Source organism: Streptomyces sp. NPDC097107 (genome assembly GCF_044762405.1).
Taxonomy (GTDB): Bacteria; Actinomycetota; Actinomycetes; order Streptomycetales; family Streptomycetaceae; genus Streptomyces; species Streptomyces thinghirensis.
This window is the reverse complement of record NZ_JBIWEF010000001.1, coordinates 475,592-492,449: the sequence shown is the minus strand read 5'-3', so window position 1 is coordinate 492,449 and position 16,858 is coordinate 475,592. Positions and strand designations below refer to the sequence as shown.

Annotated in this window: 18 protein-coding genes and 1 pseudogene; 4 read left to right on the top strand and 15 right to left on the bottom strand. The window is 71.7% G+C overall.

The window, feature by feature from the left end; all coding sequences use genetic code 11:
* Nucleotides 1-60 precede the first annotated feature (60 nt).
* Nucleotides 61-417 carry a 5-carboxymethyl-2-hydroxymuconate Delta-isomerase gene (locus ACIQ1J_RS02305; protein WP_403553338.1) on the top strand — a complete coding sequence of 119 codons (357 nt, stop codon included), beginning with the start codon at nt 61-63 and terminating at the stop codon, nt 415-417.
* Here the strand turns inward: ACIQ1J_RS02305 and ACIQ1J_RS02300 are convergent.
* The 5 genes from ACIQ1J_RS02300 to ACIQ1J_RS02280 all read right to left on the bottom strand — a co-directional run bounded on the left by ACIQ1J_RS02300 (nt 414) and on the right by ACIQ1J_RS02280 (nt 4,978).
* A complete protein-coding gene (locus ACIQ1J_RS02300; protein ID WP_403553803.1) occupies nt 414-1,079 on the bottom strand; it encodes a TetR/AcrR family transcriptional regulator in 666 nt (221 codons plus the stop codon). The genes ACIQ1J_RS02305 and ACIQ1J_RS02300 overlap by 4 nt on opposite strands.
* Before the next feature lie 81 nt (nt 1,080-1,160).
* Nucleotides 1,161-2,243: a PDR/VanB family oxidoreductase gene (locus ACIQ1J_RS02295; protein WP_403553801.1), complete on the bottom strand. Its 1,083-nt coding sequence runs from the start codon at nt 2,241-2,243 to the stop codon at nt 1,161-1,163.
* Nucleotides 2,244-2,254: 11 nt separating this feature from the next.
* Nucleotides 2,255-2,416 carry a hypothetical protein gene (locus ACIQ1J_RS02290; protein ID WP_403553336.1) on the bottom strand — a complete coding sequence of 54 codons (162 nt, stop codon included), beginning with the start codon at nt 2,414-2,416 and terminating at the stop codon, nt 2,255-2,257.
* 76 nt (nt 2,417-2,492) lie between these two features.
* Entirely contained in the window at nt 2,493-4,424 is a 1,932-nt protein-coding gene (locus ACIQ1J_RS02285) for a hypothetical protein (RefSeq protein WP_403553334.1), read from the bottom strand.
* A 44-nt stretch (nt 4,425-4,468) separates the two neighbouring features.
* Nucleotides 4,469-4,978, bottom strand: coding sequence for a tetratricopeptide repeat protein (locus tag ACIQ1J_RS02280; protein ID WP_403553332.1), 510 nt, complete (start codon nt 4,976-4,978; stop codon nt 4,469-4,471).
* 132 nt (nt 4,979-5,110) lie between these two features.
* On the opposite strand from ACIQ1J_RS02280, the gene ACIQ1J_RS02275 reads away from it, so the two are divergent.
* On the top strand, nt 5,111-5,560 hold the full coding sequence (locus ACIQ1J_RS02275) for a hypothetical protein (protein WP_403553330.1): 450 nt from the start codon (nt 5,111-5,113) through the stop codon (nt 5,558-5,560).
* A 74-nt stretch (nt 5,561-5,634) separates the two neighbouring features.
* Here ACIQ1J_RS02275 and ACIQ1J_RS02270 read toward each other — a convergent pair whose 3' ends face one another.
* From ACIQ1J_RS02270 to ACIQ1J_RS02250, 5 genes are all read right to left on the bottom strand, one after another.
* Nucleotides 5,635-7,140 carry a DUF1996 domain-containing protein gene (locus ACIQ1J_RS02270; protein WP_403553328.1) on the bottom strand — a complete coding sequence of 502 codons (1,506 nt, stop codon included), beginning with the start codon at nt 7,138-7,140 and terminating at the stop codon, nt 5,635-5,637.
* Between the two features lie 144 nt (nt 7,141-7,284).
* The gene (locus tag ACIQ1J_RS02265; RefSeq protein WP_210958815.1) at nt 7,285-7,938 is read right to left on the bottom strand and encodes a response regulator transcription factor; all 654 of its coding nucleotides are present in this window, start codon (nt 7,936-7,938) and stop codon (nt 7,285-7,287) included.
* Nucleotides 7,923-9,200, bottom strand: coding sequence for a sensor histidine kinase (locus ACIQ1J_RS02260; protein WP_403553325.1), 1,278 nt, complete (start codon nt 9,198-9,200; stop codon nt 7,923-7,925). The genes ACIQ1J_RS02265 and ACIQ1J_RS02260 overlap by 16 nt, the downstream gene beginning before the upstream one ends.
* A gap of 719 nt (nt 9,201-9,919) precedes the next feature.
* On the bottom strand, nt 9,920-10,951 hold the full coding sequence (gene glnII, locus ACIQ1J_RS02255) for a glutamine synthetase (protein ID WP_210958821.1): 1,032 nt from the start codon (nt 10,949-10,951) through the stop codon (nt 9,920-9,922).
* A 590-nt stretch (nt 10,952-11,541) separates the two neighbouring features.
* Entirely contained in the window at nt 11,542-11,901 is a 360-nt protein-coding gene (locus ACIQ1J_RS02250) for an arsenate reductase family protein (RefSeq protein ID WP_403553323.1), read from the bottom strand.
* A 173-nt stretch (nt 11,902-12,074) separates the two neighbouring features.
* Between ACIQ1J_RS02250 and ACIQ1J_RS02245 the strand changes: the two genes are divergently transcribed.
* Nucleotides 12,075-12,389, top strand: coding sequence for a hypothetical protein (locus tag ACIQ1J_RS02245; RefSeq protein ID WP_055417700.1), 315 nt, complete (start codon nt 12,075-12,077; stop codon nt 12,387-12,389).
* A gap of 145 nt (nt 12,390-12,534) precedes the next feature.
* On the opposite strand, the pseudogene ACIQ1J_RS02240 reads toward ACIQ1J_RS02245, so the two are convergent.
* The 3 genes and pseudogenes from ACIQ1J_RS02240 to glnA form a co-directional block, all read right to left on the bottom strand.
* Nucleotides 12,535-12,849, bottom strand: a pseudogene (locus ACIQ1J_RS02240) (DNA glycosylase AlkZ-like family protein); the annotation flags it as partial.
* A 93-nt stretch (nt 12,850-12,942) separates the two neighbouring features.
* Nucleotides 12,943-13,206, bottom strand: coding sequence for a hypothetical protein (locus ACIQ1J_RS02235; RefSeq protein ID WP_193776219.1), 264 nt, complete (start codon nt 13,204-13,206; stop codon nt 12,943-12,945).
* A 201-nt stretch (nt 13,207-13,407) separates the two neighbouring features.
* Complete coding sequence (gene glnA / locus ACIQ1J_RS02230; protein WP_210958826.1) at nt 13,408-14,817, bottom strand: type I glutamate--ammonia ligase; 1,410 nt, start codon at nt 14,815-14,817, stop codon at nt 13,408-13,410.
* A gap of 253 nt (nt 14,818-15,070) precedes the next feature.
* Here glnA and ACIQ1J_RS02225 point away from each other — a divergent pair, with 253 nt between their 5' ends.
* Nucleotides 15,071-15,538 carry an RDD family protein gene (locus tag ACIQ1J_RS02225; RefSeq protein ID WP_403553320.1) on the top strand — a complete coding sequence of 156 codons (468 nt, stop codon included), beginning with the start codon at nt 15,071-15,073 and terminating at the stop codon, nt 15,536-15,538.
* A 201-nt stretch (nt 15,539-15,739) separates the two neighbouring features.
* On the opposite strand, the gene ACIQ1J_RS02220 is transcribed toward ACIQ1J_RS02225, so the two are convergent.
* The gene (locus ACIQ1J_RS02220; RefSeq protein WP_210958828.1) at nt 15,740-16,444 is read right to left on the bottom strand and encodes a DUF4191 domain-containing protein; all 705 of its coding nucleotides are present in this window, start codon (nt 16,442-16,444) and stop codon (nt 15,740-15,742) included.
* Nucleotides 16,445-16,524: 80 nt separating this feature from the next.
* On the bottom strand, nt 16,525-16,740 hold the full coding sequence (locus ACIQ1J_RS02215) for a hypothetical protein (RefSeq protein WP_121746633.1): 216 nt from the start codon (nt 16,738-16,740) through the stop codon (nt 16,525-16,527).
* Nucleotides 16,741-16,858 lie beyond the last annotated feature (118 nt).

Here is a 16,858-nt window from a genome sequence, read left to right as displayed (position 1 = left end):
GTAGGACGGCGGTGGTCTGCGGTTAGGGTGAGCCCTGCTGTTCACGCAACGGGAGGGCTCATGCCGCAGATCACCGTCGACTACTCCGCCCAGCTCGCGGACGACTTCGACCGGCCCGCGTTCGCGCGGGCGCTGCACACCGCCGTCGTCGAGATAGCGGCGGCCAAGCCGCCGGCGTGCAAGACGCAGTTCCGGCGCGGCGAGGACACCACGGTCGGCGCGGACACCGAGGGGCACGCCGTCGTGCACGTCACCCTGGGGCTGCTCGCGGGCCGCACCGAAGAGACCAAGGTCCGGCTCACCGAGGCCGTCCTGGAACTGCTCCGGCAGCACGTGAAGCCGGGCGACGGCCTCGCCCTGCACGCCTCCGCCGAGGTCCGCGACCTGGACCCGTCGTACCGGAAGTTCGAGAGCTAACCGGCCAGACCGACGAGCCGGCCGACCAGGTCCCCGAAGGGGCCGTCGGCCGGCTCGTCCTCGATGACGCGGCGCAGCAGGGCGCCCATCTCCTCGTCGCGGGCGGCGCTCACCGCCGTCAGCGCGGCGAAGTCGTGCACGAGCTGGACCTCCAGCTCGGCGCGCGGGATGCGGCGCCCGTCCAGCCAGATCAGCGCCGTCGACTCGGCGAGCGAGATCCAGGAACGGACGACCAGTTCCAGGCGCGCGGGGGGATCGGAGACGTCCAGGTGCGAAAGGATCTGGACATACGCGGCCTGCCGTACGGAGTCCACGAGTGCGTTGGTCGTGGACGAGCCGACCGCCGGACCACCGCGCATCAGGGCCGAGAAGCCGGGGCCGTGCTCGTCGACGAAGTCGAAGTAGCGGCCCATCACCCGCAGCAGCCGCGCGCCCAGCGGGCCTCCGTGCGGCTCCACGAACCGGGCCGCCAGATCGTCCGAGGCGCGCTGCAACGCGGCCTCGTACAGGCTGAGTTTGCCGGGGAAGTAGTGGTAGACCAGCGGGCGCGAGATGCCCGCCGCCGACGCTATCTCGTCGATGGAGACCTCGTCGGGCGAGCGGCGGCTGAACAGATCGAGCGCGACGCCGATCAACTGCTGCCGCCGCTCCTCGACGCCCATTCTGCGGCGTACCCCGGTAGTCATACGAACACCTTACCGATCGAATCCGGCCCCTGAACGGGCCGGACCGGGCGCAGGTGTTCACATGTCCAGCACGAGCCGCTTCCCCCGGGCGCGGGACACGCAGATGAGCATCGAGTCGCCGCGCTCCGAGTCGGTCAGCAACTCGTCCCGGTGATCGATCTCGCCCTCCAGCACCTTCTGTTGACAGGTTCCGCACCAGCCCTGCTCACAGGAGTACGGGGTGTTCGGCAGCTCGGCGCGCACGGCGGCCAGCACCGAGGTGTCCCCGTCCACGGTGAGCATGCGCCCGCTGCGGTGCAGCTCGACCTCGAACTCCCCGTCGCCACCGGCCGCCGTACGCGGCGCGAAGCGCTCCAGGTGCAGCGCCGTGCCCTCCGGGAGGCGTTCCTCGACGGCCGCCATCAGGCCCTCCGGGCCGCAGCAGTACACCGCCGTGCCCTCGGGAAGGTCCGCCAGGAAGACGTCGAGCCCCGGGCGCCCGTCCTCGTCCTCGGCGACGACGGTGACCCTCCCGCGGCCTTCGGCCGGGGCCACCCCCGTCTCGCTTCGCTCACGGCCCGGGTCCAGCTTCTCGATCTCCTCCAGGAACGGCATCGAGGCCCGCGTCCGCCCGCCGTACAGCAGCCGCCACTCGGCGGCCTCCGGCAGGGCCCGCAGCATGGGCAGGAGGGGCGTGATGCCGATGCCGCCGGCGACGAAGGCGTAGGCGGGGGCGTCGACCAGCGGGAAGCGGTTGCGCGGGCCGCGCACCTCCAGCTCCACGCCCTCCCGCACCTGCTCGTGCACCTCGCGCGAGCCGCCCCTCCCGTCCTCGACCAGCCGCGTGACGACGGTGTACGACGAGGTGTCCTCCGGGTCGCCGCACAGCGAGTACTGCCGCACAAGACCCGACGGCAGCACCAGGTCCAGGTGGGCGCCCGGTTCCCAGCGCGGCAGATCGTGTCCCTCCAGACGGATCCGGACCGCCCCGTCGGCTATCCGCTCGTGCGCGGTGACCAGCAGCGCCATCGCGCGCGGGCTGGGCCGCCCGGAGACCGGCGGGTCCAGCGCGGGCATCGGCCACAGCGGCGCGGCCCGGATACGGCGCCGCAGCGCCCGGCGGACGACGAGCGCGGCACCGGCCGCGAGCACCAGGGTCATCGGCTTGGGCTTCACGCGGCTTCCTCCCGCGACTTCTCGGCGGCGTCAGCGGCGACTGCCGCAGGTGAGGCGGCGAGGTAGGCCACGGCCTGCTCGGTCGACTCCTCCCAGGCGAAGGACACCTTCCGCGCCCGGAGCGGGACATGCGCATGAGACATGGCCTTGTTAGACATGGCGTCAATGTACTGACGGGTAGGACTCCGGGGAACCCTCGTGCGAATACTTGTTGACGCTGGTGTCAGCTAGGCCCTAGCGAAGTCCGCCGATCTTCCGGCCGTTCTCCAGGGTGCCCTTCAGCTCGGCCTGCGCGCCCTGCTCGGCCTTCGCCGTCAGCAGGTTGCCGTCGGCGGAGTCGCTGATCCCGCCCGTCGCCTCGACCGACTTCGTGTCGCGGCCGCCGGCGGCGAGCAGGTACCAGTGCCCGCCCTCCGACTTCCACAGCACCCCGGCCAGCACGTGCGGGTCGCGCTCGCCGCAGGCAGGCACGCCCTGTGCCTTCGCCGCCACCGCGCCCTGCGCCCCGCCCGGCGTCCGGAACTGGGCCATCACCCGGGCCCCGTCACCCCGCCAGGTCTCGGCCCGGGTGCACACCCACGCGGCCGACCCGCTGGAATCCGGCAGCGGCTGCGTCGCGAACTGCCAGGCGTTCACCGACCGCACGCCCTGCCCCCGCACCGCGCCCAGCGAGCAGGCGTACGGCGCCCAGGTGCCCAGCGCCTCGGCGCCGGAGGCGTCCTTCGCCGAACCGGGGCGCCCGGTGGTGAGGCGGGCCGGAACCAGCTCGCCGAGGTCGGTCACCAGGCGGGTGTCGGAGCCGTCGGTCAGCTCCAGCACGTGCCAGGACGCGCACGCCCCCGACTGCTGCTGCACGGGGCTGCCCACCGGCGAGGTCACGCCGTCGGTCAGCGTCAGGTCCCGGGCGCCGGCGTCCGGGTCGGTGAGGTCCCGCCCGGCCGCCTTTGTCACCCAGGGCGCCGTCAGGTAGCGGACGTTGCCGTCGGCCCGGCCCAGGACCACGGCGTTCGCCTCGGCCCGGCCGGCGCCGTCGGTGCGCGCGAAGTCCAGGGCGGCCCCGGCAGTGCCGTCCTTCGGCTCGGCGTACCTGGCGATGCGCAGACCGTCGTGCAGGATCACCACGCGCGCGCTGTCGACGGTCCCGGCGTACAGCAGCTGGGGCGGGCCGGACGGACCGCCGGTCGGGGTGCCCGGTGTCGCCGAGACCCCCACCTCCTCGCCGGGCCGGGCCCAGACGGCGAGGGCGCGCCGCAGCAGCTCCTCGTCGCCGGTGAGGTCACCGCGGGCCGGCCACACCGAGAAGTCGGTGCGCGCGGACGTCTCCCACGCGGCGGCGGCGACCTTCGTCAGCCTGCCGGGGTCGAGGGCGGCCTCGGCCGCCGGGTTCCGCGCGTACGGCGGGGCGGCGGCGCCGTCCGGCCCCCAGCCCTCACCGGGCAACCCCAGCAGCGCCCCGCACACCGCCAGGGCCGCCCCGGCGGCCAGTGCCGCCTTCGTGTGCTGCCGGCGGCGCATCAGGTCGGTCGGGCGGGCCTGGAGCGAGCAGGGGTCGAACTCGGGGGAGCCGAGCAGCGCGTACTGGCCGGCTACCTCGTCGGCCTCCCGCAGCGCGGCGTCCGCGTCGGCCACCCCGGCGGCTCCGAGCAGCTGCCGTACGTCGTCGTCGGGGAGCTTCTCCAGGCCCCGCAGCACGTAGGCCGCCCGGCCCGGCGCGGAGAGGGCGGAGAGCCGCTGGTCGAGGGCGAGTTCGTCGGCGCCGCCGGAGCGCGGGAAGAGCTTGAGCCCCCGCACCTGGGGCAGCAGCGGCGGCAGCTGGGAGCGCTTGGGCCAGGCGAGCCGCCTGAGCGGCAGGCCCGCCTCCAGCGCCGTACGGACGACCCGCAGCCGGACCAGGGCGTAGCCGGGGTCGACTCCGCGGCCGGTCGACTGGGCCGGGATCACGGGTGTCGTCGTCCGGTTCCGGGGCAGCGCGCGCTGGGTGAGGGCGTGCGCGGTCAGGACGCGGCGGCTCCGGCCGAGGCGTGGTGGCAGCACCAGGTAGGCGAGCCGGACCAGGCGCGGATAGTGCTCGACGAGCGCGGCCTCGGCCTGCTCGACGTCGACGACCGGGTCGGCCGAGGAGGCTGAGGACGGTGCGGGGCGCGGGGCGACATCCTGTGACTGCACGTTCAGCAGAACGAGCGAATCGGTGGTTGGTCACCGTGCCCGGATCAATCCTCGGGCTCCACCAGCCGCCGCGCGTAGGCGGCCATCGAACGCTGGTAGCGCGGCAGATGGGGTGCGAGCGCGCCGAGCGCCAGCGACAGGCCCTCACGGTCGCGGCCCATGCTCGACAGGCAGAGCGCGAGCGTGGCCCGTACCGCGTCGTCCAACTCGTCGGACGGCGCGAGCAGTTCGGGCGACAGCAGCTTGACGCCCTCCTCCGGGTGCCCGGTGTTCCGCAGGGAGCTGGAGAGCTGGATCTTCGCCCGGCGGCCCTTGTAGCCGCTGACCTCGCCCAGGCCGCGCGCCAGCGCCTCGCGGTACAGCGGCACGGCCCGGTCGGAGTGGCCCGTGGAGTCCCAGGCGCAGGCCCGCTCGAACAGGCCGAGGGGACTGTCCGCGGGCAGCTCGTCGGCGAGGCCGTCGATCACCGCGCGGAAGGCGGCGGCGTCGTCCTCGGCGTGGTCGTCGAACGTCGCCCACGCGGCGGTCACTCGGTCTTCCCAGTCCTGGTCCACGGCGCCACTCTGGCACGGGCGTGCTCGGGGCACCAGGATCGCTGAGTACTTCGCGCCTCGCGGCCGTATCGATGACGAGAGCCCTCGCCGGGGCTCCGTGCGGCATGTCGCCGGAACGGACCGGAGGAACACATGAGGCTGACCCGACCGATGCTCGCGCTGGCCGGAGCGGCGGCGGTACTGGCGCTGACCGGCTGCGGATCCGACGGGGACGGCGAGGCGGCCGTGCCCGAGACGGCGACCGGCAGCCTGGAGCACCTGGCCGCCGAGGCGAAGTGCGCCCCGAACATGCAGACCGACGCCGACACCATCCGCCAGGCGCTCTGCGAGAAGGGCGACGAGAAGTACGTGCTCGCCACCTTCTCCACCGACCGCGGCCAGCGGGAGTGGATCAACACGGCCAAGGACTACGGCGGTTACTACCTCGTCGGCCGCAAATGGGTCGCCGTCGGCCATCAGGACGTCGTGGCGGACCTGCGCGGCCGGCTCGGCGGAACCCTGGAGCAGGGTACGCAGCACGGCGGCGGCACGCACTCGGCCGGCGACGGTGAGAGCGGCGGTCACGGCGGTCACGGCGGCTGACCGGACGCCGGCACGGCGGAGAGGGCCGGTGACGGGTTTCCGTCACCGGCCCTCTCGGCGGGGCGCCGCGTGGACTACTGGCAGTCCTCGCCGCTGTTGATGCAGTCGACCACCTCGTTCATCAGGCCATCGTCCATGACGTTGATGAAGTCGTTGTGATCGGTGATCGGCTTGTGCAACTGCTCGGGGAAGCCGTCCACGGCGTACGGGTTCTGCACCTGACCGTTCTCGACGGCCGGGGTGGGCACGTCGTACACCAGACGGACCTGCAGCTGGGGAATGGCCTGGAAGCCGTTCGGGCAGCTGCCGTCCTGCTGGACGAAGGCCACGTGGTCGCGGTGGTTGGCGCTGTCGATGTTCTGGCCGTCCCAGCAGCTCTGGAAGTTGGACGTGCGCACGACCTGGCTGCCCTCCGGGCAGAGCACGTACTTGTCCGTCACCTGCCTGTCCTCGAAGCCGGTACAGCTGAACGAGCTGTTGGCGTTGGCGACACCGTTGGTGAAGGCCTTGGCGTCACCGGTGATGATGCGCAGGAACCTGGGCATCGCGACGACGTCGCTCCGCTGGTTGCCCACGAACTTGATCTCCGCCTGTGCGGCCTTGAGGATCTTGCCGACGTTGCCCTCGGCGCCACCACCCAGGTCACCCGCGTCGAACTCCTGGGTGCCGTCCTGGAGACGGAGCACCGGCCAGTAGTAGGTGGACTTGTCGCCCTGGTTCTGGCACGACGTCTCGGCGCCCGCCAGGTCCTCGTCGCTGGAGAAGGCGTCGTTGTCCTGGTTGCCGACGTAGTCGTGCGTGTGGTGCGCGCCGTTGTCGACGCCCGGGGCCACGATCAGGTTGTCGCTGTTGAACAGGTTGTTCTTGTTGACACCGCAGTTCGTGGTGAAGGAACCCGTGGACCCGTCCTCCCCGTTGGCGGCCAGCCCGTTCTCCAGATCCCGGGAGTTTGGCCGGACGTCGTTGATGTCGACGAAGTCATCGGCGAAGGGACCCGCGGCCCCGTTGCCGTTGTCGCCCTGGTTCTGGCCGTTGTCCTGGTCACCGTTGTTCTGGTCACCGTTGTCCTGGCCGTCCTGGCCGTTGCCGTCGTCGCCGCCGTCGGGCTGGTCGGCCACCATTCCCTTGCACTCGGCGAAGCGGTCCAGCCCGTCGGGAGCACTGCCCCCGACCCGCCGGATGTTGATCCCGATGCGGTCGAGGGCCGCGGTCCGCTTGGACTTCAGCGGACCGAGAATCGCGTTCTGGACGAACCCGGCGTCTCCCGCCTGGTCCCGGCGGGTCGACGCGAGGCGGGCGTACGCCTCGGTGATCTGCTTGTCGAGCTTGGCCAGCTCCTGGTCGACACCGGCGCGTGCGCCCTTCGGCACGTCCCGCAGGTTCTGCCCGACGTCGGGGCACTGGATCGTGGCGATCTCGGCACCCGCTGACCTCGTCCGGTTGTGCGCCGGATTCTCCTCGTGCGCCGAGGCGTAGAAGTTGGCCCAGACCAGCCCGCCCCCGCCGACCGCCAGGGCCGCCGCCCCGGCTACGACCTTGGTGGCCAGCGGCGTACGGCGTTTTCTTGTGTTGCGTCCCATGGAACTCCTCTGACTTCCTTGCGGGGCATCGAGGGCGCCCGACAGGAGTGAAGCGGCTCCCTTAACTACGGGAGCCGCTCCGAGGGTGTTCAGTCGTCTCGGAAATTGCTGGGTCCTGTGGGACGGGTGGGGCCGGCGACGGGGTCAGCGGCCGCGGTCCAGATACGCCAGAACCGCCAGTACACGCCGGTTGTCGTCGTCCGACACCTCGAGGCTCAGCTTCGCGAAGATGTTCGCCGTGTGTTTCGCGATCGCCCGCTCCGTGACGACGAGCTTGCCGGCGATCGCCGCGTTGGTACGGCCCTGCGCCATCAGCTCCAGCACCTCCCGCTCCCGGGGCGTCAGCCGTTCCAGCGGCCGGTCCTCCGCCGCACGCCGGGTGAGCAGTTGCTGGATGACCTGCGGGTCCATCGCCGTACCGCCCGCCGCGACCCGCCGCACGGCGTCCACGAACTGCTCCGCGTCGAAGACCCGGTCCTTGAGCAGGTACCCCACCCCGCCACTGCCGTCGGCGAGCAGCTCACGCGCGTACAACTGCTCCACGTGCTGGGAGAGGACCAGGACCGGCAGCCCCGGCCGCTTGCGACGGGCCTCCAGCGCGCACTGCAGGCCCTCGTCGGTCAGCGTGGGCGGCAGGCGTACGTCGACCACGGCGACGTCCGGCTCCAGTTCGGCCAGCGCCCGGGACAGCTCGGGGCCGGTCTCGACGGCCGCGGCGATCTCGAAGTCGTGGGCCTCCAGGAGCCGGACCAGGCCGTCCCGCAGCAGGAACAGGTCTTCGGCTAGGACAACGCGCAAGGGATCTCCATGGTGACCATGGTGGGACCGCCGGCGGGCGAGCTGACGGCCAGGACGCCGTCGAATGTACCGAGTCGGCGCTCCACCCCGGCCAGCCCCGACCCCGCTCCGATCACCGCTCCGCCCTTGCCGTTGTCGGTGACGGCGACGCGCAGATATCCCTCGGTGTGGTGCATGTCGATCCAGATCCGGTCGGCGCCGGAGTGCTTCACGGCGTTGGTGAGGATCTCACTGACCGCGAAGTACCCGGCCGACTCCACGGGTGCCTCCGCACGGCCGGGCAGGTCCACCTCGACCTCGACGGTGACGGGCAGCCGCAGTGCCAGGGCCCGTACCGCGTCGCCCAGGCCGCGTTCGGCGAGCACCGGCGGGTGGATGCCGCGTACGAGTTCACGCAGTTCGGTCAGGGCGTCGGCGGAGGACTGGCGGGCCTGCGCGAGCAGTTCCCTGGCCTTCTCCGGGTTCTTCTCCAGCAGGGCCTCGATGGTGCCCAGGTCCATGCCCATGGCGACCAGCCGGGCCTGCGCCCCGTCGTGCAGGTCGCGCTCGATGCGGCGCAGTTCGGCGGCGGAGGTGTCCACGGCGTCACGGCGGGTCTCGGTCAGTACGCGTACCCGCTCGGCGAGTTGGCCCTGGCCGGAGCCGAGGACCGCGCCGGTGAGCCGGAAGTGGGCGTGCAGCATGCGAGGGGTGAGCCAGAGCGTGACGAGGAGGAGCACGGCGCCGAGGCCCGCGGCGTAGAAGGCCGAGGTCTGGTCGGTGACCCGGACGAAGCCGTACCAGTACCCGTCGGGCATGACCCGCCACAGGCCGGCCGCGATCGCGAACCCCTCCAGCGGGTACAGCGGCAGCACGAAGGCCAGCAGCGCGGTGACGGTGCCCGCCGTCATGTCGACCGGCAGCCACACGAAGTCCCGCCAGGTCGCCGGGTCGCCGAGCATGCCGAAAGTGCGCGCCCACGGATTGGCGTTCGCGGGCAGCGGCCGGTACGCCCGCTGGATCCGCACCCCGCCCCACTCTGCGGCGAGCAGCCGGCGCCAGTCCGCGAACGCCCGCACGCCCGTGAGCACCCACGGAGTGGTGACGAGGCCGATCCCGATCGGGACGAGGGAGACGGAGACGATGGTCAGGCAGAAGAACAGCACCGAGCCGACCAGGGAGATCGGTGTCAGTGCCAGCCCCCGCACGGCCGACAGTGCCACACCTCGGGTCCGTGTCGTCCGGTCGGTGCGCCGGTCGTCGCTCTTCGTCTCGATGTCCATGCCGTCAGTCTCGCCGAGGCGGCGGTTCGGGTCACTGGGCCGGACCCCCCGGTCAGGGGGTGGTGTCAGGTACACCTTCGCGGGGCCCGCTCCGGTCGGCGGCGAGCACCTGCGCCTCCGTCTCGGGGTCCAGCCGACCGGCGGCCGGTCCGGGCGCCGGGGCGCCGTGCCGCCGATGCCCCGCAGCCAGGCCCAGGTGTCGGCGACGGTGGCGCCGGCCGGCCGGCGGCGCAGGCCCGTCGCCAGCGCTCGGGACACGTCCGCGCTGTGCAGGGCGTCGTGCAGGTCGCGGGCCCGGCGGCGTCCACACGGGCAGTTGCCCCCACGGCTCGGCGCCGGCGGCCAAAATGGTCTCGGGGGCCGGTGGCCGGGGCGGGGGAGTCGAGGGCGCCGGTGGACAGGGAACGGGGAGTCGCCATGAGACGTCAGCTCTTTCGCGCGAGGGTTCGTCGGGAGGGGCGACGGGCGCGAGTTCGTGACCGGGCGCGTCGCGGAGACGTACGTCGTGCGCGCCGGCCGAGGGCCTGGATGTACGGCTCTCTGGCGGGCCGGCGCGGTCGTCGCGCGGCAACACACCCGGTCGAAGTCGTCGTGCTGACGGGGAGGCCCGATGTCACGTACCACTGACAACGCGATCACCGCGCGGTTCGCGGGCAACGCGGAGGGGCGTCCACCGTCGCGGTGGACGCCCCTCCGGGCGAAGCGGGGCGGGGCCGGATTCAGACCTGGCCGGCCTTCTCCAGCGCCGTGCAGCAGGTGTCCACCAGCAGGCGGGTCACCACGTACGGGTCGACGTTGGCGTTCGGACGGCGGTCCTCGATGTAGCCCTTGCCGTCCTTCTCGACCTGCCACGGGATGCGGACCGAGGCACCGCGGTCGGAGACGCCGTAGGAGTACTCGTTCCACGGGGCGGTCTCGTGCAGGCCGGTGAGGCGGTCGTCGATGCCGGCGCCGTAGTTCTTGACGTGGTCCATCGGCTTGGAGCCCTCACCGAGCGACTCGGCGGCGGTGATGATCGCGTCGTAGCCCTCGCGCATCGCCTTGGTGGAGAAGTTGGTGTGCGCGCCCGCGCCGTTCCAGTCGCCCTTGACCGGCTTGGGGTCGAGGGTGGCGGAGACCTCGAAGTCCTCGGCCGTGCGGTAGAGCAGCCAGCGGGCCACCCACAGCTGGTCGGAGACCTCCAGCGGCGCCAGCGGGCCGACCTGGAACTCCCACTGGCCCGGCATGACCTCGGCGTTGATGCCGGAGATGCCCAGGCCCGCCTTCAGGCAGTTCTCCAGGTGCGCCTCGACGACGTCACGGCCGAAGATCTCGTCCGAGCCGACACCGCAGTAGTAGCCGCCCTGCGCGGCCGGGAAGCCGCCCTCGGGGAAGCCGAGCGGGCGGGCGCCCTTGAAGAAGGTGTACTCCTGCTCGATGCCGAAGACCGGCTCCTGCGCGGCGAAGCGCTCGGAGAGCTCGGCCAGCGCGGCGCGGGTGTTGCTGGGGTGCGGGGTCATGTCCGTGTCGAGGACCTCGCACAGCACCAGGATGTCGTCGCCGCCGCGGATCGGGTCGGGGCAGGAGAAGACCGGCTTGAGCACGCAGTCCGAGGAGCTGCCCTCGGCCTGGTTGGTGGAAGAGCCGTCGAAGCCCCAGATCGGCAGGGCGTCCAGGCCCGCGGGGGCGTCCGTGATGATCTTCGTCTTGGAACGGAGCTTGGCCGTCGGCTCGGTGCCGTCGATCCAGATGTACTCGGCCTTGAAGGTCACGGGGACACATCCTTCGGGGTGGGTCTGGGCGCACTGCGGGTGCTGCGGCGCCGGGCAACCGGGGCGTCGCGTCTACTGCGGAGCAGCGTGCCAACAGGCGATTTCCCGTCCGTTGCCCATATGTGAACCCCGTGTTACCTGGTACCGGTGTGGCGCGTCCCTCACCGATCCCGTCACGACTCCCGCCCGTCCCCGGCCGCCGCCTCCCGCCGGCCAGGTGGCCGACGTGACCCGAGCCGGTGACCGTACCCGCGCCCTTCGGCGTGACGCACGACCCCGTGACCGGCCCGGCCGACGGCCCGCCACTCGCCCTCTTCCTCGGTGGCTGTGCGGCCTCCTCGGCCTCTTCCTCGGTGGCTGTGCGGCGTCCTCCCCGGTGGCTGTGCGGCGACCTCGGCCTCCTGGTACGCCCGGGCCGGTGAACTGCCCCGCACCCACCGCCTCCACGCGGTCGGCCTGATCGGCGCCCCCGGCCGCAGCACGCCGGTCGGCGAGACGGTCCGTGCGGCGATCCTTGATCATCGTGGGTCATGGCGGCGCAGGGTGACAGCGCGGCCGGCCCCGAGTCCCGGCGCCCGACAAGGCGTTGCCTAACGGGACAGAGCGTCCCGAACCGCCTCATCGGTGCGGCCCACGACGGCCGTTCCGTCGTCCGCCGTGATGATCGGCCGCTGGATCAGCTTCGGGTGCTCGGCGAGCGCGGCGACCCAGCGAGCGCGTGACGCCTCGTCACGGGCCCAGTCCTTCAGGCCCAGTTCCTTGGCCGCGGCCTCCTGGGTGCGGGTGATGTCCCACGGCTCCAGGCCGAGACGGGTGAGCACCTCGCGGATCTCCTCCTCGCCCGGTACGTCCTCCAGGTAGCGGCGGACGGTGTAGTCGGCGCCCTCGGCGTCGAGCAGGCTGACCGCGCTGCGGCACTTCGAACAGGCCGGGTTGATCCAGATCTCCATGCCGACACCGTAGCCCGAGGGCGCGAAAACCCGTTCGTCCCGTGCGCCACAGCGACCCCGAAAGCCCTTGTGGCCAGGGGCTTTTGTCAGTGGTGGGCGGTAAAATAGAAGCAGTGTTCGAGGGTGTCGCCGGGAGGTCCGGACGGCGCCCTGACCGCGACAGGAGGATGCCCGTGCCCGCTGCCGCACTGAAGCCGAAGCCCTTGCCCACCCAGTCCACCGCCAAGCGGCCCGTCCTGCTCGACCTGCCCTACGAACCCGTGGAGAAGCGTCCGCTGCCGGCGGGCCGTCCCCGCGAGTGGTACGTCACGCACAACCGCCGGCTCAAGGCGATGCGGCTCGCCATCGCCCTGCTCGACTCCGGCGTCTACCTGCCGAACCAGGCGCGCAACGAGAGGATACGGAGCGCTGCGGAGACGATCGGCGTCCACCCGCCGTCGGACACGACGTGCCACATGGTGCGGGCGTTGATGCGGTACTCGCGGTGAGCGGGGACGCGGGGTGCCGTTCGTTTCGCGGTGCCCTGCGTCCGGTCGCCGCCCCTGGGGGCTGCCGCCCCTGGGGGCTGCCGCCCCTGGGGGCTGCCGCCCCTGGGGGCTGCCGCCCCCAGGCTCCCGCATCGGCCTGAACGGCCTCGTCCTCGAACGCCGGACGGGCTGGGACTCCCGGCCTCGGGAACACGAAGACGGTGTGCCGCATGCCGTGCATCCGGACCAGCGACCGGTCCTCGTACAGCGCCCGCTCCGTCCCGCCCACGCTCTTCGTCGCGTCCGCGAGCCGGGCGCCCACGGCCAGGTGCACCGTCGCGGGGTCCGTGCCGTGCAGCGCGACCAGCGAACCGGCGGCCTCCTCCGGGCTCCCCGCCCGGGACGACTCCGCCAGCCGCTGCCGCAGCGCGAGCCGGTGCCGCCGCTCCGCCGACCCGATGTGCCGCCGCCCGTCACCCATACCGGCCTCCAGCCGCCCGTGACGTCGCGCCCCGGTGAGGCCATCCTGCCCGACGCCACTGACAGTCCCGGGCCGGACGGCCCGGTGAGCGCCCTAGTAGGACGCCCGGAAGTTGGCGTAGCCGAGCAGGACGATCAGCGCGGCCACGCAGCCCAGCACCACGGCGGTGGACACCCACGACGACCGGCGTCCGGAGCGGCCCACGTGCTCGGGGTCGGCGCGGAAGGGCACCGGTCCGGGCGGGTTCTCCTTCCAGCGCGCGGCGAGCATCCTGGCGCGTGCGGAGGGTTCCTTGTGCTCGGCACCGTCCGCCCACTTGATGTCGAACTCGCGTTCTTCGTCGTCCCGCTCGGACATGTCCGGCCCTCTCCCCGTCCCCTGACTCGAACAATCGTGTCAGTAGACATGATCCTGGGCCCGTTCTCCCCTGTGAAGCTTTTCGGCCAACGAGCCAACGAGCCAACGAGCCGGCTGACAACGACGGCGCCCCCGTCCCTGACGAGCAGGAGACGGGGGCGCCGGACGACCCGGGCCGGCCTGAGCCGACCCGGGCGTCGATCACACGTCGAAGTACATCTCGAACTCGTGCGGGTGCGGACGCAGCTGCAGCGGCGCGATCTCGTTCGCGCGCTTGAAGTCGATCCACGTCTCGATCAGGTCCGGCGTGAAGACGTCGCCCTGGAGGAGGAACTCGTGGTCGGCCTCCAGGCGGTCCAGGACCGCGCCGAGGGAGGTCGGGACCTGCGCCACGTTCGCGTGCTCCTCGGGAGCCAGCTCGTAGAGGTCCTTGTCGATCGGCTCGGCCGGCTCGATCTTGTTCTTGATGCCGTCCAGGCCCGCGAGGAGCAGGGCCGAGAAGGCCAGGTACGGGTTGCCGGAGGCGTCCGGGGCGCGGAACTCGACGCGCTTGGCCTTCGGGTTCGAGCCCGTGATCGGGATACGCATCGCGGCCGAGCGGTTGCGCTGCGAGTACACCAGGTTCACCGGCGCCTCGAAGCCCGGCACCAGGCGGTGGTAGGAGTTCACCGTCGGGTTGGTGAAGGCCAGCAGCGACGGGGCGTGCTTGAGGATGCCGCCGATGTAGTAACGGGCGGTGTCGGACAGGCCGGCGTAGCCCTGCTCGTCGTAGAAGAGCGGCTCGCCGCCCGTCCACAGCGACTGGTGGACGTGCATGCCCGAGCCGTTGTCGCCGAAGATCGGCTTCGGCATGAAGGTCGCCGTCTTGCCGTTCTTCCACGCCACGTTCTTCACGATGTACTTGAAGAGCTGGAGGTCGTCGGCCGCGGCGAGCAGCGTGTTGAACCTGTAGTTGATCTCCGCCTGGCCGGCGGTGCCCACCTCGTGGTGCTGTCGCTCGACCTGGAGGCCGGACCGCTCCAGCTCCAGGGAGATCTCGGCGCGCAGGTCGGCGAAGTGGTCGACCGGCGGGACCGGGAAGTAGCCGCCCTTGTAGCGGACCTTGTAACCGCGGTTGTCCTCCAGGGCGCCGGTGTTCCAGGCGCCGGCCTCGGAGTCGATGTGGTAGAAGGACTCGTTCTCCCTGGTGGCGAACCGCACCGAGTCGAAGACGTAGAACTCCGCCTCCGGGCCGAAGAACGCCGTGTCGGCGATGCCCGTGGAGGCCAGGTACGCCTCGGCCTTCTTCGCCACGTTCCGCGGGTCGCGGGAGTACTGCTCGCCCGTGATCGGGTCGTGGATGAAGAAGTTGATGTTGAGGGTCTTGTCCCGGCGGAAGGGGTCGACGCGCGCGGTGGACAGGTCGGGGCGCAGGGACATGTCCGACTCGTGGATGGCCTGGAAGCCGCGGATCGAGGATCCGTCGAAGGCCTGCTCGTCATCGGGGTCGAACGCGGCGGCGGGCAACGTGAAGTGCTGCATGACGCCCGGCAGGTCGCAGAACCGGACGTCGACGAACTTGACGTCCTCGTCGGCGATGTACTTCTTGGCCTCGTCGGCGTTCTGGAACATCCAGCTCCTCCTACTCCCGACCGTCCCGCCGGGGTGGTAGATCGTTCGTGCGGCCAGTGCGGGTGGCACACGCTTCCTCGACCCTAGGGACGGGTGATTTCTCGGGCGTGACCCATTTGTTTCACAGAAGTTAACCGGCTCCGTTCCAGCGTAGACCTCGTCCCGGCCCGCCACACCCGGCCGTACACCGGCCCGCGGCCTTCGCGGCCACCCTCCGTCCGCCGGTCATATACGGGCGCAGTACCGTGGACGGGTGGACAACAGGCAAGCAATCGGATCGTGGCTTTCCGGGCCGCGCGCGGCCATCGAAGGGGCCGGCGGCGATCTCGGATACCGGGGTGAGCAGCTCGGTCTGCCCGAGGAGGGACCGGGCGCGATCGCCCGTCCGGGCAGGCGGATCGGCGCCCTGGCAGTCGACTGGGCCCTGTGCCTCCTGATCGCATACGGCCTGATCACGGACGGCTACGACCAGGCGACCGGCAACTGGGCGCTGCTGATCTTCTTCGTACTGGGCGTGCTGACCGTCGGCACGGTCGGCTTCACCCCGGGCAAGCGCCTCTTCGGCCTGCGCGTGCTGGACCTGGGCACTGGCCGCCCGAGCCCCCTGCGCGGCCTGCTGCGCACGGCCCTGCTGTGCGTGGCCCTCCCGGCGCTGATCTGGGACCGCGACGGCCGCGGCCTGCACGACCGGCTGGCGCGCACCGTGGAAGTGCGGATCTGACGACCTGTACGGATCTGACGCGACCCGTACGGATCCGACGCGGCGTCCGGATCCGACGTGACCCGTACGGATCCGGCGCCACTCGTACGGTGTGAGCCACTCGTACGGTGTGACGCGACGCGTACGGTACGGCGATGGGGGGCGCCCGGAGTGATCCGGGCGCCCCCCATCGCCGTACCGGCGTCTCGAAGTCCTGCGGGGTCAGCGCTGCCTGGGGTTGCCGCCCCGGGGCATGCGCATGCCCTTCGGCATCGGGCCCTTGGGCAGCGGCATGTTGCTCATCAGGTCGCCCAGGGCGCGCAGCCGGTCGTTGGTCACGGTGACCTGCGGGCCGCTCAGGACGCGGGGGAGCTTGAGCATGGTCGTGCGCAGCTTCTTCAGCTCGACCTGGCCCTCGCCGGTGCCCACGACCAGGTCGTGCACGGGCACGTCGGCGACGATGCGGTTCATCTTCCGCTTCTCGGCGGCGAGCAGGGACTTCACCCGGTTCGGGTTGCCCTCCGCGACCAGCACGATGCCGGCCTTGCCGACCGCGCGGTGCACCACGTCCTGGTTCCGGTTCATCGCCACCGCGGGGGTGGTCGTCCAGCCCCGGCCGATGTTGTCCAGCACGGCCGCCGCGGCGCCGGGCTGTCCTTCCATCTGGCCGAAGGCCGCCCGCTCGGCCCGGCGTCCGAAGACGATCGCCGTCGCGAGGAAGGCGAGCAGCACGCCCAGGATGCCTGCGTAGATGGGGTGACCGATCAGGAAACCGATCGCGAGGAGGACACCGAAAACGACGATGCCGACACCCGCGAGTACAAGACCGATCTTCTTGTCGGCCTTGCGGGTCATCTTGTAGGTCAGAGCGATCTGCTTCAGTCGCCCGGGATTCGCAGCGTCCGCTGCAGGTTCCTTCCTCGCCATGGCACGAAGTCTACGTGTCCCCGAAAGCGCCGACGACGGCAGTGCCGGGCGCGGGAGACGGGACGGCGGCGGGACCGGAATCAGGGGCGGCCGGCGACGGACTGCCGCAGCACGCGCTCCGTCTCGATCCGGTCCTTGGCGCGGCGGCGGTCTTCCAGGACGGAGGTCCAGGCGTTGCGCCGGGCGGTGCGCTGACCGCTGCTCATCAGCAGCGACTCGACGGCCCGCAGCGCGGTGGTGAACGACGGGATGGCGGTGGCGCGAACGGCGGTGGCGCGAACGGGCGCGGCCTGCATCGTGGAGGTCCCCCCTCGGTAGGGCTCCGGGCACGGAGACGGGTGTACGTGCTGTGATTTCAGGGTCACTGATTGGTGTTACCAGGGCGTGACCCCCCGGTCAAACGGACATGAAGCC